Genomic DNA, 15,155 nt, shown 5'->3' with positions numbered 1-15,155 from the left:
CTCAGCTCCCTTCCAGGCGCTCGTCGCGGGTCTGGATCCGCAGGAACAGGTAGGTCAGCACGACGATGATGGCGGTCAGTACGGTGGCGATCGCCGAGCCGTATCCGGCGTCGGCCTTCTCGAAGAAGTTCTGGTAGGCGAAGTACGACGGCACCAGGGTGGCGTTGCCCGGGCCGCCCCGGGTCAGCACGAAGATCTGCCCGAAGATCTTCAGCGCGGCGATGGTCGTGGTGACCAGTACGACGTAGATCTCCGGCCTGATCTGGTGCACCGCGATGCGGGTGAACCGCTGGAACCAGCCGGCGCCGTCGAGGTCGGCCGCCTCGTAGAGTTCCGGATCGACCCGTTGCAGACCTGCCATGAACATCACGACCGGGTAGCCGAGCTGGAACCAGACCATCACCGCCATGACGCTGAGCAGGGCGTACGCCGGGTCACCGAGCCAGTTCTGGGCGAGGGCACCCAGACCGACGCGGTCCAGGATCGAGTTCAGCGCACCGTAACTGGGGTGCAGGATCCAGCCCCAGACGATGCCGGTCACCGCGACCGGCAGCACCTGCGGCAGGTACAGCCCGGAGCGGAACACGCTCGCCGTACGCGGGCCGATCCGCTTGGCCACGTAGTCGAACAGGACCGCGGCGAGAAACAGGCCGAGCAGCGTCGGCAGCACCGCCATCGCGAGGATGATGAAGCCGATGTTGCGAAACGAGATCCAGAAGTTGGTGTCGTGCAGCAACCGGTCGTAGTTGTCGAACCCGATCCACTCCGGCGTCCCGACGCCGGACCACCGGGTGAAGCTGATCCCGATGTTCATCAGCAGCGGCACGACGATCACGGCGAGGAACAGCACGATCCCGGGGAGCAGGAAGGCTACGTATCCGTAGTCCGTTTTCCGGGCGCCCGCGCCGGCGCGGGTACGGGGGTGAGGGCGGGTGAGCGGCTTAGCCATGGAACCTCCCGGAGCGGACCGTGCGCCGGGGGACCGGCGTCCCCGGCGCACGGTCGTCGCTCACTCGCCGATGCTGGCCAGGTTGTCGTTGTACGGCTTGGCGATCTCGTCGAGCACCTCGTCCGGCGACTTGCTGCCGTTGATCAGCTGCTGGACCCCGGCGACCAGGACGTCGTAGTAGCCCGGTGCCGGCCAGTCCGGGTAGAAGGCCAGCCCGTCGGAGTCGTTGAGCGTGTTGAAGTTCTCGATCAGCTCCTTGGCCTTCGGGTTGGTGATCGCGGCCGGGTCCGCGGCCAGCGGCACCCCGCCGGACTCGCCGAGCAGGTTCTGGATGTCCGGCTGCATGGTGATGTCGATGAAGTCGTAGGCGAGGTCCTTGTTCTTGGCGTTGCTCGGCACCACCCAGATGTTTCCGCCGGAGCCGGGGTGCAGGTCGCTGCCGGGGAAGAGGAAGGTGCCCCACTCGAAGTCGGTGATCTCGTCGCTCATCCGGCCGTACCACCAGCTGCCGGAGATCATGATCGGGAAGCTGCCCTGGGTGAAGGCGACGCCCATGTCCTCGGCCTTGATGCCGGCGGAGTCGGCGCCGATGTAGCCCTTGTCGACCCACTCGGCGAACGTGGTGGCCGCGTAGCTGAACTCCGGACCGTGGAAGTCGACCGGGTTGGCGTAGAGCTGGAAGTCGTCGACGAAGGACCGGTCGGCCTGGGTCAACGCCAACTCGTAGAGGATCTGCTGGGCCGGGTACTCGGCGCCGCCGACCGAGATCGGGGTGACGCCGTTGTCGACGAAGGTGTCCAGGACGCCCTCGAACTCGGCGAAGGTGGTGGGCACCGACAGGTCGTACTCGGCGAACATGTCCTTGTTGTAGTAGACCATCACGAATTCGCCGTAGTTGGGGATGCCGTACCAGGTGTCGCCACCCATCACCCCGTTGGCGTCGTACCGGCAGGTGGTGGCGACGCTCGGCGAGATCATCTCGTCCCAGCCGCGTTCGGCCACCACGTCGCTGAGGTCGGTGAGCAGCCCTTGCTTGGACAGCAGGCCGGCGGTGGCGTTGCCCTTGTTGTACTCCAGGATGTCCGGTCCCTGGTCGGAGTTGAGGATCATGCCGGCGTTCTGCCGGATCTGCTCGAAGCCCTTCTCCTCGTAGACCACGGTGACGCCGGGATGGCTGGCCTCGAACTGCTTGATGGCTTCGGCCCAGGCGATGCCCATGGCGCTGTTGGCGCCTTCGTAGTGCCACAGGCGCAGGGTGCTGCCGTCGCCGCTGTCGTCGGCATCGGCGCCGCAGGCCGACAGGGTCAGGGCGGTGGCGGTGAGTACGGCGGCTATCAGGGTGCGGGTGCTTGTTCTCGGTTGACGGAACACTTCCAGCCTCCTCGCGGGTGTGCCGCAGGGGCGGCGCGGTGCAGGCGCCGCCACGGGGACAGGGGTCGGGTGAAGGTCACGGACCGCGGTGAGGCTGCCCGCTGACGGCGGGGTCTCGAACGCGGCTGATCGGTGGAGGGGGAGACGAATTCGGTTGTCGAAACGCTTCGACGAAGCGATTCGACAAGGAAGCTACGACTGTGTCGACGGCATGTCAATCCCTCGACGGATCAGTTACTGCCAGCCCGGTCGTAGACTCGGCGGCTGGTGGTGGCCTGCGGCGACGGCGGCCAGCGGTACGGGAGGAACGGGATGCGGACCAGCGCGCTGCGGATGCGGACCCGGGCGCTACCAGCCCGCGGCATGGCCGTCGGCGCCCTGGCCCTGCTGACATCGACGGCCACCGGCTGCACCGTCAGCCCGCAACCACAACCGGGACCGACCGGGACGGACGTGCCCGTCGGTGCCGAAGAGTCCCGGCGGCTGGTGCAGGACTACCTCGACGCGATGGTCGCCAAGGACCTCGACAAAGGGCGCGCCCAGCTCTGCGCCGCGACGCAGGAGATCTTCGACGCGAGCGCCACCGGCCCCAACGGCGACTTCGCCGAGTCGTTGATGGTGGAGCGGGCGGAGATCGTGGCCTCCCGGCCGGTCCCGGTCGGCCACGAGGTCACCGCCACCGTCACCGCTGCCGTCGGATCCACCACGCTCCGGGCCGGGTCGGAGACGCTCCGGGTCAGTCTCGTGTTCACCGTGACGCCGGCCGGCAGCGGCGACGGCGGCTGGTGCATCCACGATGAGACCGCGACGCCAGACCAGCCCGGCGACACCGGTCCAGGTGACGTCGACGTCGACGTCGATGCCGCTCCGGCAGGTGCGCCGGGTACCGCCCCGGCCGGCGGGTCCGCCGCCGCGCCGCCGGACTAGGCTTTTGGCCATGGGCCAAGAATGGCATCAGTTGAGCTATCCGTCGGTCGGGCACCCGAGCCTGCAGACCAGCCGTCCCGCCGCCGACTCGGTCGAGGACGAGGCGTTCGGGCTGGACCGGTGGCGCGGCCTGCCCCGGGCACAGACACCGCCCTGGCCGGATCCGGCCGCGGTCGACGAGGTGTGCCAGGTGCTGGGCAACGTCCCGTCGGTGGTCGCCCCGTACGAGGTCGACCAGTTGCGGGAGCGGCTGGCGCTGGTCTGTGACGGCAAGGCCTTCCTGCTGCAGGGCGGCGACTGCGCCGAGACCTTCACCGACAACACCGAGAGCCATCTGCTGGCCAACGCCCGCACCATCCTGCAGATGGCGGTGGTGCTGACGTACGGCGCGTCGCTACCGGTGGTCAAGGTGGCCCGGGTCGCCGGTCAGTACACCAAGCCCCGCTCGTCGCCGACCGACGCGCTCGGGTTGCCCGCGTACCGCGGCGACATGATCAACTCGCTGGACACCACGGCGCAGGCCCGGGTCGCCGACCCGCAGCGGATGATCCGGGCGTACGCCAACTCCGCCGCCGCGATGAACATGCTCCGCGCCTACCTCGCCGGTGGGCTGGCCGACCTGCACGCGGTGCACGACTGGAACAAGGGCTTCGTCAAGCGGTCCCCGGCCGGCGAACGCTACGAGGCGATCGCCCGGGAGATCGACCGGGCGCTGGCGTTCATCCAGGCCTGCGGGATGACCGACGACGAGGCGTTGCGGACCGTCACCCTCTACTGCTCACACGAGGCGCTCGCGCTGGAGTACGACCGGGCGTTGACCCGGATCTCCGGCGACCGCCCCTACGGACTGTCCGGACACTTCCTGTGGGTAGGCGAGCGGACCCGGCAGATTGACGGCGCGCACATCGACTTCATCTCCCGCATCGCCAACCCGATCGGCGTCAAGCTCGGCCCCGGCACCAGTCCCGAGCAGGCCCTCGAGCTGTGCGAGAAGCTCAACCCGGACAACATTCCCGGCCGGCTCACGCTGATCAGCCGGATGGGCAACCACAAGGTCCGCGACGCGCTGCCGCCGATCGTCGAGAAGGTCACCGCCGCTGGCGCCCGGGTGGTGTGGCAGTGCGACCCGATGCACGGCAACACCCACGAGTCGTCCAACGGCTACAAGACCCGCCACTTCGACCGCATCGTCGACGAGGTGCTCGGCTACTTCGAGGTGCACCGGGGTCTGCAGACCCACCCCGGTGGTCTGCACGTTGAGCTGACCGGCGAGGACGTCACCGAGTGCCTCGGCGGCGCCCAGGCGATCGAGGACATCCACCTGCCGGACCGGTACGAGACCGCCTGCGACCCGCGGCTCAACACCCAGCAGTCCCTGGAGCTGGCCTTCCTGGTCGCGGAGATGCTCCGTGGCTGAGCCGACCCCGTCCGGCAGCGCCGTCCGGCCGGTGGTCGACCTGCGGTCGGACACCGTCACCCGGCCGACGCCGGGGATGCGGGCGGCGATGGCCGCGGCCGAGGTCGGCGACGACGTGTACGGCGAGGACCCGACGGTCAACGCGTTGGAGTCCGAGGTCGCCGCGATGTTCGGCCACGAGGCGGCGCTGTTCGCTCCGACCGGTTCGATGGCCAATCAGGTCGCCCTGCAGACCCTGGTGCCGCCCGGCGGCGAGTTGCTCTGCGACGCCGACGCACACGTGGTCACCTACGAGGTCGGTGCTGCCGCCGCGTACGGCGGGATCTCCTCACGGACCTGGCCGCCGGTCGGTGGCGACCTCGACCCCGACCTGGTCGCGGCGATGATCCGGCCGGCCGGGTACGGCGCGGTGCCGACCCGGGCGGTCGCCGTCGAACAGACCCACAACCGTTCCGGCGGACAGATCATCGGGCTGGACGTGCTGCGTGGGCTGCGGGCGGTCACCGCCGACGCCGGGGTGGCGCTGCACTGCGACGGTGCCCGGATCTGGCACGCGCACGTCGCCGACGGTGTGCCGTTGGCCGACTACGGCGCGATGTTCGACACCCTGTCGGTGTGCCTGTCCAAAGGGCTCGGCGCGCCGGCCGGCTCGGTGCTGGTCGGCAGCGCCGAACGGGTCGCGGCCGCTCGCGTCCTGCGTAAACGGATGGGCGGCGGGATGCGTCAGGCCGGGGTGCTCGCCGCCGCCGGGCGGTACGCCCTGGCACACCACGTGGACCGGCTCGCCGACGACCATGTGCGGGCGGCCCGACTCGCGCGGACGTTGGAGCCGTACGGTGTGGTGCGCCCGGACCAGGTGCGCAGCAACATCGTCGGTCTCGACCTGGCCAAGACCCCGCTGGCCGCCCCGGCGCTGGCCGAGGCGGCCCGGGCCGACGGGGTGCTGGTGTCGGTGGTCGGGCCGACCGCCGCCCGGCTGGTCACCCACCTGGACGTCGACGACGCGGCGGTGGACCGGGCGGGCGAGGTGCTGGGCACCATTCTGCGTCGCTAGCGCTCAAGTAGGCGCTGCAGCCCGTCGACGATCCGGTCCAGGCCGAAGCGGAAGGACCGCTGCGTCGGGCTGCTGCGGCTGCGCTTCGCCGTGCTGGCCGCTGCTGATCACCGCGATCTTCGCCCCGCTCGCCGCGCGGGCATACCGCAAGCTTCGCACCTGACCTCGGGTCAGCGCGCTGACGACGGTTGGCGGACGGCCACCAGCCCGGCCGGGCCGTCCGCCACCTCGGCCAGGCGACGCAGCGTCGCGATGTCGGCGGCGTGCCCGACGTGCTTCTCGCTCGGCGTCTCGACCAGCACCGGCACGCCGGCGGTGGCCGGATGCCGCATCAACTCGGCGAACGCCGCCTCGCCGATCATGCCCGCGCCGATCGTCTCGTGCCGGTCCCGGGTGGACCCGCAACCGTCGCGGGAGTCGTTGGCGTGCACCAGCCGCAACCGGTCCGCCCCGACGGCGTCGACCAGCGCGTCGATCGTCGCCGTCATGCCACCCGGGCCGGCCACGTCGTGCCCGGCGGCCCACGCGTGGCAGGTGTCGAAGCAGACCCCCATCCGGGGATGCCAGTCCACCGCGGCGAGGTACGGCCGCAGGTGCTCGACCCGGGACGCCAGCGACCGGCCACCGCCAGCGCTCGGCTCCACCAGCAGCATCGGTCCGCCGGCGGCCTCGGCGGCGTCCAGCAACGGCAGCAGCGCCTCCCGTACCTGACGCATCGCGGTGTCGGCGTAGCCGTCGTCGACGGCGCTGCCGGCGTGGAAGACGACCGCCTCGGCGCCGATCGCCCGGCCCCGGCGCAGCGCGTGCGCCAGGGTCGCGGCGGAGCGTTCCACCGTGGCGGTCGTCGGCGAGCCGAGGTTCACCAGCAGCGAGGCGTGGATGTACGCGCGCAGCCCACGCTCGGCGCAGCCGTCGCGGAACGCCACGTCCTGGGCCGGGTCGCCGTCGGGCATCGCCCAGCCGCGCGAGTTGCCGACGTACACCTGCACCACCTCGGAGGCGGCCGCGTCGGCGTACGGCAGTGCGGCTCGGGCCAGCCCGCCCGAGGTGGGCGTGTGCGAGCCGACCGGCCGGTGCCCGGCGGAACCGTCGACCGGCATCTCAGAGACAGCCGATCACGATCTCGGTGCCCGGCGGCACCTCGGAACCGTCGTTGGGGCTCTGATAGCGGACCGTGCCGTTGGGGTTGAAGTCGACCCGGACCGGGAAGCCCAGGCCCTGCAGTTCGGCCAGCGCCTCCTGGCAGGGTCGGTCGATCATCCTCGGCACGACGACCGCTGGCGGGCCCTCGCTCACCCTGAGCCTGATCTCCGTACCCTCTTCCACCCCGGCGCCGTCCGCCGGCTCCTGACCGATGACCTGGTCCTTCGGCTTGTCCGACTCCTCGGAGGCGACCAGCGGCTCGAGCTTGAGCTCCTCCAACATCCGGCGTGCCTCGTCGACGTTGAGCCCCACCACGTTGGGCACGGTGATCGGGGCCCGGCCCTTGCTGACCGTCACCTTCACCACGTCGCCGGCCTGCACCTCGGTGCCGACCGGCGGGTCGACGGCGGCCACCACGCCGGCGGGCAGGTTGTCGTCGTACCGGTCGGCCGCCTGCTCCAACACCAGCTGCGCCTTCTCCAGGTCGACCCGGGCCAGGTCGAGCGTCTTGCCGACCACGTCCGGCACCGCGTAGCGCTCGGGGCCGAGGGAGAAGGTCAGGGTGATCTCGCCGCCGCGGACGATCCGGCCGTTGCCGGGCGGATCCTGGGCCAGCACCAGATCGCGGGCGACGGTCTCGTCGTGCCGGGGGTCGGCGACGCTGATCGTGAGGCCGCGCTGCGCGGCCAGTGCCTGCGCCTGTGCCTGGTCGAGGCCGACCATGCTGGGCGCGACGGTGTACCGGCCGGCCCCGAGCCACCAGCCGCCGACCCCGAGTAGCAGCAGGAACACCAGCGCCCCGGCGATCGCCGCCAGCCGGGCCCGCGGATCCTCCGCCAGCCGGTCCCGCAGCCCGCCGGCACCTGCGCCGCCGGGCTGTTCGGTGCTCTTCGCCCGACTCCGCTCGGCGCCGCGCCGCCGGCCGGGCGCCGGGTCGGCCCCGCCGCTGGCGATCACTGGAGGCCCACCGGCGGCGGCCGAGCGGACCACGGTGCTGGAGGCGGCCCGTCGGCGCGGTGCCGACCGGTCCCGTCGGTCCTTCGGCTCCGGCAGCCGGGCCCAGGACGGGCGCTCGGCCTCCGGCACCGGCGAGACCGCCATCGTCGGCTGCGCCAGTTGGCGCAGCACCGCCGTGTTGGCGCTCGCGTTGCCGAGATCGTCGCGGACCACCTGGACGTCGGACAGCAGCGCCCCGGCGTCGGTGGGGCGTTCACCCGGATCCCGGCGGGTGGCCCGGACGACCAGGTCGTCGACCATCGCCGGGACACCCGGCACCGACTGCGACGGCGGGGGCACGTCCTGGTCGACGTGCTGCCAGGCGACCTCCGCCGGGCGGTCGCCGTCGTAGGGCACCCGGCCGGTGAGCATCTCGAACAGCACGATGCCCGCCGAGTAGACGTCGGTACGCGGATCGGCCCGGCCCTGGGTGACGAGCTCCGGCGCCACGTACGCCACGGTGGCCATCAACTGTCCGCCGCCGGCCTCGGCGCTGGCCTGCACGGCCTGGGCCAGGCCGAAATCGGCGACCTTCACGACGCTGTCGATCAGGTTCCCGGCGCCGCCGGTCGGCGCCTCGGCGACCAGCACGTTCTCGGGTTTGACGTCGCGGTGCACCAGTCCGGCCCGGTGGGCGGCACCGATCGCCGCCAGCATCTGCTCCAGGATCGCCAGCGCCTCGCCCGGGTTGAGCCGCCGTCGCTCGGCCAGCACGTCGCGCAGCGTCCGGCCCCGGACGTACTCCATCACCAGGTACGGCAGCCCGAGGTGGGTGCCCTGGTCGTAGACGGCGACCACGTTGGGGTGGGTCAGCCGGGCGATGGTCTTGGCCTCGTCGGTGAACCGGTCGAGGAACCCGGCGTCGCGGCCCTGCACGTCGTTGAGCTGCGTCGGATGGATGATCTTCAGCGCGACGGTGCGTTCGAGCCGTTCGTCGGTCGCCGTGTACACGGTCGCCATGCCACCCCGCGCCACCCGGGCACGGATCCGGTACCGCCCGTCGATCAACGAGCCCAGCAGCGAGTCGGCGACCTGTGTGTCCATCGGCAGGCAGTCTATGCGGCCGCAGGGGGAGGGCAGAACTCCGATCAGGCCGGGTCCGCCGAACCGGGCCAAACCGTTACCTGCCGGCAGCGTACGGCAACCAACTGGCAACCCGCCCCGACCCGCCGAACGGCGACCCGTCGCGGCGCAACCGGACGGGCTCACCTGGCGCGTCAGGACGGGGTCAGTGGTGCCGGCGGGGCCGGTGCGTGGCAGGGTGGTGACGTGACAGATCCCGCCTCGACCTCAGCGCAGCCGGCCTCCGGTGGGACCGGGCCGGTGACCGTCGGCGAGCCGGCCGGTTGGCTGACCTTGCCCGATGTCGCCGAACGCCTCGACGTGACGATCAGCAAGGTCCACCAGATGATCCGGGACCGGGAACTGCTCGCGGTCCGGCGTGACGGGGTCCGCCGGGTGCCGGCCGAACTGGTGGCCAACCACACCGTACGCAAGCACCTGCCCGGCATCCTGACCCTGCTGCACGACGCCGGCTTCTCCGACGAGGAGATGCTGGGCTGGCTGTACCGGCCGGACGATTCGCTGCCCGGCACGCCCGCGACTGCGCTCGGCGGGGACCGCGCCCGCGAGGTGAAACGTCGGGCACAGGCCGAGGGTTTCTGACCGGCATGGGTCAGCTCAGCTACCTGGCGGTGCTGGCCGGCTGCCTGTTCGCCGCGATCTGGCTGGAGCCGGTGCTGCGGGTCAACGTGCTCCGCCGCTGGCGTCGGCTGTCCCTGACCCTGCTGGCGGTGGTGGTGGTCTTCGTGGCCTGGGACCTGGCCGCGATCGCCGCCGGGCACTGGAGTTTCGACCCCGCCCAGACGACCGGGGTGCTGCTGCCCGGCCAGCTGCCACTGGACGAGCTGCTGTTCTTCGTGGTCGTGCCGATCTGCACGGTGCTGGGGTTCGAGGCGGTCCGCGCGGTGCGCACCCCGCCCGGCCGCCCACGCCGGCCCGACGACCGCTGGTCGGCCGGCGACGAGGCCGATCACCGGCCGGCGGGCGACGAGGCCGACCGCAGTCGGGCCGGCGACGGGGCCGATGCCGGCCGGCGGCGAGTCCGGTGAGCTACACCGTCGCCGCGCTGCTCGGGGTGGTGGCCGCCGTGCTGGTCGACCTCGTGGTGCTGCGTACCCGGCTGGTGCTGCGGGCGGTCTTCTGGGCGACCTACCCGATCATCGTCGGCTTCCAGTTGCTCTCCAACGGGATCCTGACCGGCCGTGCCATCGTGCGCTACGACCCGGCCGCTATCGTCGGGCTGCGGATCGCGTACGCGCCGGTCGAGGATCTGCTGTTCGGCTTCGCGATGGTGCTGTTCACCCTGTCGGTGTGGGTGTGGCTGGGGCGGCGCGGCGTGCAGCGCACCCCGGCGGCCGGCGAGGGCGACTGGCTGCTCGCCCGGCTGCGGCGGCGGCGCCGGGCGCGCCAGTCCGCAGCAGCCCCCGGAGACGAGCATTGACCAGAAACTGCTACGAATTCGCACCGATTTGTTTACGGCAAAATTCGTCGCGATGTGATGCATTGATCTGCGTCATCTGATCGTTTAGTGTCCGTACCACGGTCGCGCGAACCTACCTATACCCCGTTCTGTTCTGCCCGAAGGGGAGAAATCTGTCATGGGAAAGGTTCGACATGTTCGCGGCAGGCGGCTCGCCGCCGTCGGTGCGGCCCTGGCGGCGCTGCTGGCGTTCAGCACCGTCGCCGCCGCACCCGCGCAGGCCGCAGGTGAGATCCTCGGCACCGCCAACCCGACCGCCATCAAGGACAGCTACCTGGTCGTCTTCGCCGACCGTGACGCGTCTCCCCACCGGGTGGACGCGCTCACCAGCACGTTGGCCGGCCGGTACGGTGCCCGCGTCGACTACACCTACCGACACGCGCTGCGCGGCTTCGCCGGCCGGTTCAGCGAGCGGGCCGCCCGCCGGCTGGCCGCCCACCCCGACGTGGCCTACGTCGAGCAGAACGGCGAGGTGCGGACCACCGCCACCCAGACCAACCCGCCGTCCTGGGGCCTGAACCGGATCGACCAGCGGAATCTGCCACTGGACAACGCCTACACCTACCCGAACACCGCGTCCGGCGTCACCGCGTACATCATCGACACCGGCATCCGTACCACGCACAGCGACTTCGGTGGCCGGGCGGTGTGGGGGGTCAACACCGTGGGCGGCAGCAACTCCGACTGCAACGGGCACGGCACCCACGTCGCCGGCACGGTCGGCGGCACCTCGTACGGGGTGGCCAAGGCGGTCCGCCTGGTCGCCGTGAAGGTGCTCGACTGCGCCGGCAGCGGCTCGTTCGCCGCGGTGACGGCCGGGGTCGACTGGGTGACCGGCAACCACGCCTCCGGTCCGGCGGTGGCCAACATGAGCCTGGGCGGCCAGGGCAGCAACACCACCCTGGAGAACGCGGTACGCAACTCCATCGCCGACGGCGTGGTCTACGCGATCGCCTCCGGCAACTCCAACTCCAACGCCTGCAACTTCACCCCGGCCCGGGTCAGCCAGGCAATCACCGTCAACGCCAGCGCCAGCAACGACGCCCGTGCCTCCTTCTCCAACTACGGAAGCTGCACCGACATCTTCGCCCCCGGGGTCGGCATCACCTCGGCCTGGCACACCGGCAACACCGCCACCAACACGATCAGCGGCACCTCGATGGCGGCACCGCACGTCGCCGGCGGCGCGGCGCTGATCCTTGCAGCCAGCCCGAACCTGACCCCCGCCCAGGTCGCCACCGCGATGTCCACCATCGCCACCCCCAACAAGATCACCAACGCGGGAAGCGGCTCGCCGAACCGGCTGCTGTTCGTCAACACCGGCGGCGGTACGCCGGGCATGCCGGCCGTCGACAACCCGGGCGCCCAGAACACCCTGCGGGGCGTCGCGGTCAGCCTGCGGATGACCGCCTCCGGCGGGACCGCGCCGTACACCTGGTCGGCGACCGGGCTGCCGGCCGGGCTGTCGATCAACTCCTCGACCGGGCTGATCTCGGGAACGCCGACGACCGTCCGGACGTACAGCGTGACGGTGACCGCCCGCGACGCCGCCAACCGGACCGCCGCGACCGCCTTCAGCTGGACGGTCGGGCAGAACCTGGACGGCACCTACGCCTGCTCGGTGCCGTCCGGCTACACCTACGATCTGGTGGTCAGCCGGCTCAACGAATGCAGCCCGAACAACTTTGCCAACAGCTACCGGCTGCGGTTGCCCAGGGACAACATCTCCACCTGCACCGTCCCGTCCGGGTACACCTACGACCTGGTGACCAACCGGCTCAACACGTGCAGCCCGAACAACTTCGCCAACAGCTACCGGATCCGGGTGCCGGTGGTCGGGATGTGGGCCTGCCGGGTGCCGACCGGGTTCAGCTACGACCAGGTACGCAGCCAGCTCAACGTCTGCAGCCCGAACAACTTCGCCAACAGTTACCGGCTGAGCTGAGCCGGTCTGGGGTGGGCGGCGGTCAGCCGGTACGGGTGGTCGCCGCCACCGCCAGCTCCCGGAGCACCTGCCCGGCCTCGGGCTCGACCGGCACCGGCGCCAACGCGGTCAACGCCCGCTCGGTCAGCTCGGTGATCCGCGCCTCGGTGACGGCCAACGCACCACTGGCCACGATCACCTCGCGCAGCCGCTCGATCCCGTCGGCGTCGAGCGCCGGGTCACCGAGCCGGTCGTCCAGCAACGCCCGGCCGGCCGGCGACGTCGTCCGGTACGCCGACGCCACCAGGAAGGTGCGTTTGCCCTCCCGCAGGTCGTCACCGGCCGGCTTGCCGGTGAGCGCCGGGTCACCGAACACCCCGAGTACGTCGTCGCGCAGCTGGAACGCCTCACCGAGCGGCAGCCCGTACCCGGAGTAGCCGGCGGCGACGGCGGCCGGCGCGTCGGCCAACGCCGCGCCCAGCAGCAGCGGCCGCTCCACGGTGTACTTCGCCGACTTGAGCCGGGCCACCTGGGTGGCCCGGTGCACCGAGGTGTCGCCGGTGAACTGGGTGAGCACGTCCAGGTACTGCCCGACGGTGACCTCGGTGCGCATCTCGTCGAAGACCGGCCGGGCCCGGCGCAGCATCCCGTCGGTCAGCCCGGCACCGTGCAGCAGCTCGTCGGACCAGACCAGGCACAGGTCGCCCAGCAGCACCGCCGCCGAGGCACCGAAGCCGTCCGCCGGCCCGCGCCACCCGCTGCGCCGGTGGTGCGCGGCGAACCGCCGGTGGATCGACGGCTCGCCGCGCCGGGTGTCCGAACCGTCCACCAGATCGTCGTGAATCAGGGCGCTGGCCTGCACGAACTCCAGTGCAGCCAGGGCCGCGACCACCTCGGGTGAGTCGCCGCCGCCGGCTCCCCGGTAACCCCAGTAGCCGAACGCCGGCCGCAGCCGTTTGCCGCCGCCGAGCACGAAGTCCTCGATCGCCGCGGCCACCGGCAGCAGCGCCTCGTCGACGTCGCCCAGCCAGCGTCGCCGGCCCTGGAGGAAGTCGGCCAACGCCCGGTCGACACGTCGACGCAGGTCGGCCCGATCGGTCGGCGCCACCGTGATGCTGTCTGCCACTCCCTGACGCTATCGGCTGGTCGATGCGCCGCCCGCAGGCCACCCGGTACAGTCGGCTGCGTGGCTCTCGGTCTACCGTCCGTACTCCCCGGCTCGCAGCCGTCGATCGGGGAGCTGATCCGCGCCGGCCAGCCGACCTTCTCGTTCGAGTTCTTCCCACCGAAGACCCCCGCCGGCGAGCAGCTGCTCTGGCAGGCGATCCGCGAGCTGGAGCCGCTGCGGCCGTCGTTCGTGTCGATCACCTACGGCGCCGGCGGCACCACCCGGGACACCACGGTCGACCTCACCGAACGGATCGCCACCGAGACGACCCTGCTGCCGATGGCGCACCTGACCGCCGTCGACCATTCGGTCGCCGAGCTGCGCAACGTCATCGGCCGGCTGGCCGGTGCCGGGGTCCGCAACGTGCTCGCCGTGCGCGGTGACCCGCCCGGCGACCCGACCGGGGAGTGGGTCGCCCACCCGCAGGGCGTGCACTACGCCGAGGACCTGGTCCGGCTGGTCCGCGAGTCGGGTGACTTCAGCGTCGGCGTGGCCGCCTTCCCGTACAAACATCCGCGCTCGCCGGACATCGCCACCGACACCCGGTACTTCATCCGCAAGTGCCGGGCCGGCGCGGACTTCGCGATCACCCAGATGGTCTTCGACGCCGACGACTACCTGCGGCTGCGGGACCGGGTCGCAGCGGCGGGCTGCGACACCCCGATCCTGCCCGGCGTGATGCCGGTCACCAAACTGGCCACCATTGAGCGCTCCGAGCAGCTGTCCGGTGCCCCGTTCCCGCCGGCGCTGGCCGCCCAGTTCGCCCAGGTCGCCGACGACGCCGACGCGGTCCGCCGGCTCGGCATCGACCAGGCCAACCAGCTCTGCCAGCGGCTGATCGACGAGGGCGTGCCGGGTCTGCACTTCATCACCATGAACCGGTCGACGGCCACCCGTGAGGTGTGGCTCAACGTCGCCGCCGGCACCCGGGCGTGACCGGCCCGCCACCCGAGCCGTCCCGCAGCGGTTGAGCTGTCGTGGAGACCCGGCTCAACTGGCAGGACTACGCCGTCACCTGGGCACGGCTGCACGGCGGTTTCGACCCCCGCACCGCCACCCCGGTGGTGCGCTACTGGCTGCGCGCCGCGCACGCCGTCGCCGACCTGCTCGGCCGGGCCAAGGTCGGCCCGACCGCGGTCACCGCCGCCGGAGTGCTGCTCTGCCTCGGGGTGCCGGTGCTCGCCCCGCGCGGCGGTCCCGGTCTGCTCGCCGCCGCCGGCCTGGTGCTGCTGGCCGCGGTCGCCGACACCGTCGACGGTGCGCTGGCCGTGGTCACCGGCCGGACCACCCGGCTCGGCTACGTCTACGACTCGCTCGCCGACCGGGCGGGTGAGGCGTTCTGGCTGCTCGGTTTCTGGCTGGCCGGCGCCCCCGGCCCGCTGGTCGTCGCCGCCGGCACGCTGTCCTGGCTGCACGAGTACCTGCGGGCCCGGGCAGCGGCGGCCGGCATGCGGGAGATCGGCGCGGTGACGGTCGGGGAGCGACCGACCCGGGTCAGCATCGCCCTGGTCGGCCTGCTGCTGGCCGGTGCCGCCGCGCTGATTGCGCCGGATCTCGCCGCCGGGGTGCTCACCCTGGCCACCTCGGTCTGGGTGCTGCTCGGCCTGTTCGGGCTCAGCCAACTGTTCACCGCCGTCCGCCGCGCCCTGGCCTGACGGTGCTGG

The 15,155-nt window shown here is 71.7% G+C and carries 14 protein-coding genes; 9 read left to right on the top strand and 5 right to left on the bottom strand.

Features of this window, described 5'->3' with window-relative positions; translation table 11 throughout:
- Position 1: 1 nt before the first annotated feature.
- Positions 2-949 (bottom strand): sugar ABC transporter permease, encoded by a 948-nt coding sequence (locus O7629_RS17075; RefSeq protein WP_278170316.1) that lies wholly within the window; start codon positions 947-949, stop codon positions 2-4.
- A gap of 60 nt (positions 950-1,009) precedes the next feature.
- Positions 1,010-2,320 carry an extracellular solute-binding protein gene (locus tag O7629_RS17070; protein ID WP_278170315.1) on the bottom strand — a complete coding sequence of 437 codons (1,311 nt, stop codon included), beginning with the start codon at positions 2,318-2,320 and terminating at the stop codon, positions 1,010-1,012.
- Between the two features lie 312 nt (positions 2,321-2,632).
- On the opposite strand from O7629_RS17070, the gene O7629_RS17065 reads away from it, so the two are divergent.
- From O7629_RS17065 to O7629_RS17055, 3 genes are read left to right on the top strand one after another with little or no spacing between them, the layout of a single operon-like run.
- Positions 2,633-3,247, top strand: a complete 615-nt coding sequence (locus tag O7629_RS17065) for a hypothetical protein (protein WP_278170313.1) — start codon at positions 2,633-2,635, stop codon at positions 3,245-3,247.
- 10 nt (positions 3,248-3,257) lie between these two features.
- On the top strand, positions 3,258-4,664 hold the full coding sequence (locus tag O7629_RS17060; RefSeq protein WP_278170312.1) for a 3-deoxy-7-phosphoheptulonate synthase class II: 1,407 nt from the start codon (positions 3,258-3,260) through the stop codon (positions 4,662-4,664).
- Between the two features lie 31 nt (positions 4,665-4,695).
- Positions 4,696-5,718 (top strand): GntG family PLP-dependent aldolase, encoded by a 1,023-nt coding sequence (locus tag O7629_RS17055; protein WP_278174563.1) that lies wholly within the window; start codon positions 4,696-4,698, stop codon positions 5,716-5,718.
- A 170-nt stretch (positions 5,719-5,888) separates the two neighbouring features.
- On the opposite strand, the gene O7629_RS17050 is transcribed toward O7629_RS17055, so the two are convergent.
- Complete coding sequence (locus tag O7629_RS17050) at positions 5,889-6,818, bottom strand: deoxyribonuclease IV (protein WP_278170310.1); 930 nt, start codon at positions 6,816-6,818, stop codon at positions 5,889-5,891.
- A 1-nt stretch (position 6,819) separates the two neighbouring features.
- Positions 6,820-8,901, bottom strand: coding sequence for a Stk1 family PASTA domain-containing Ser/Thr kinase (gene pknB, locus O7629_RS17045; protein ID WP_278170309.1), 2,082 nt, complete (start codon positions 8,899-8,901; stop codon positions 6,820-6,822).
- A gap of 279 nt (positions 8,902-9,180) precedes the next feature.
- On the opposite strand from pknB, the gene O7629_RS17040 reads away from it, so the two are divergent.
- The 4 genes from O7629_RS17040 (at position 9,181) to O7629_RS17025 (ending at position 12,344) form a co-directional block, all read left to right on the top strand.
- Positions 9,181-9,522: an Rv2175c family DNA-binding protein gene (locus O7629_RS17040; protein WP_278174562.1), complete on the top strand. Its 342-nt coding sequence runs from the start codon at positions 9,181-9,183 to the stop codon at positions 9,520-9,522.
- Positions 9,523-9,527: 5 nt separating this feature from the next.
- The gene (locus O7629_RS17035) at positions 9,528-9,968 is read left to right on the top strand and encodes a lycopene cyclase domain-containing protein (protein WP_278170308.1); all 441 of its coding nucleotides are present in this window, start codon (positions 9,528-9,530) and stop codon (positions 9,966-9,968) included.
- The gene (locus O7629_RS17030) at positions 9,965-10,360 is read left to right on the top strand and encodes a lycopene cyclase domain-containing protein (RefSeq protein WP_278170306.1); all 396 of its coding nucleotides are present in this window, start codon (positions 9,965-9,967) and stop codon (positions 10,358-10,360) included. Before O7629_RS17035 ends, O7629_RS17030 begins: the two co-directional genes overlap by 4 nt.
- 157 nt (positions 10,361-10,517) lie before the next feature.
- Positions 10,518-12,344 (top strand): S8 family peptidase, encoded by a 1,827-nt coding sequence (locus O7629_RS17025; RefSeq protein WP_278170304.1) that lies wholly within the window; start codon positions 10,518-10,520, stop codon positions 12,342-12,344.
- Positions 12,345-12,366: 22 nt separating this feature from the next.
- Here the strand turns inward: O7629_RS17025 and O7629_RS17020 are convergent, their stop codons facing one another.
- Positions 12,367-13,449 carry a polyprenyl synthetase family protein gene (locus O7629_RS17020; RefSeq protein ID WP_278170303.1) on the bottom strand — a complete coding sequence of 361 codons (1,083 nt, stop codon included), beginning with the start codon at positions 13,447-13,449 and terminating at the stop codon, positions 12,367-12,369.
- A 60-nt stretch (positions 13,450-13,509) separates the two neighbouring features.
- On the opposite strand from O7629_RS17020, the gene metF reads away from it, so the two are divergent.
- Both metF and O7629_RS17010 read left to right on the top strand, forming a co-directional pair.
- Positions 13,510-14,427, top strand: coding sequence for a methylenetetrahydrofolate reductase [NAD(P)H] (gene metF / locus O7629_RS17015; protein ID WP_278170302.1), 918 nt, complete (start codon positions 13,510-13,512; stop codon positions 14,425-14,427).
- 41 nt (positions 14,428-14,468) lie between these two features.
- Positions 14,469-15,146, top strand: coding sequence for a CDP-alcohol phosphatidyltransferase family protein (locus O7629_RS17010; RefSeq protein ID WP_278170301.1), 678 nt, complete (start codon positions 14,469-14,471; stop codon positions 15,144-15,146).
- The last annotated feature ends 9 nt before the right edge of the window (positions 15,147-15,155 follow it).

The organism is Solwaraspora sp. WMMD792, assembly GCF_029626105.1.
Taxonomy (GTDB): domain Bacteria; phylum Actinomycetota; class Actinomycetes; order Mycobacteriales; family Micromonosporaceae; genus Micromonospora_E.
This window is presented reverse-complemented; position numbering and strand designations above follow the sequence as displayed.

Coding starts and splice junctions, on each gene's coding strand:
- O7629_RS17075 (WP_278170316.1), bottom strand. CDS start 949: ATGGCTAAGCCGCTCACCCGCCCTCACCCCCGTACCCGCGCCGGCGCG.
- O7629_RS17065 (WP_278170313.1), top strand. CDS start 2,633: ATGCGGACCAGCGCGCTGCGGATGCGGACCCGGGCGCTACCAGCCCGC.
- O7629_RS17060 (WP_278170312.1), top strand. CDS start 3,258: ATGGGCCAAGAATGGCATCAGTTGAGCTATCCGTCGGTCGGGCACCCG.
- O7629_RS17050 (WP_278170310.1), bottom strand. CDS start 6,818: ATGCCGGTCGACGGTTCCGCCGGGCACCGGCCGGTCGGCTCGCACACG.
- pknB (WP_278170309.1), bottom strand. CDS start 8,901: ATGGACACACAGGTCGCCGACTCGCTGCTGGGCTCGTTGATCGACGGG.
- O7629_RS17035 (WP_278170308.1), top strand. CDS start 9,528: ATGGGTCAGCTCAGCTACCTGGCGGTGCTGGCCGGCTGCCTGTTCGCC.
- O7629_RS17025 (WP_278170304.1), top strand. CDS start 10,518: ATGGGAAAGGTTCGACATGTTCGCGGCAGGCGGCTCGCCGCCGTCGGT.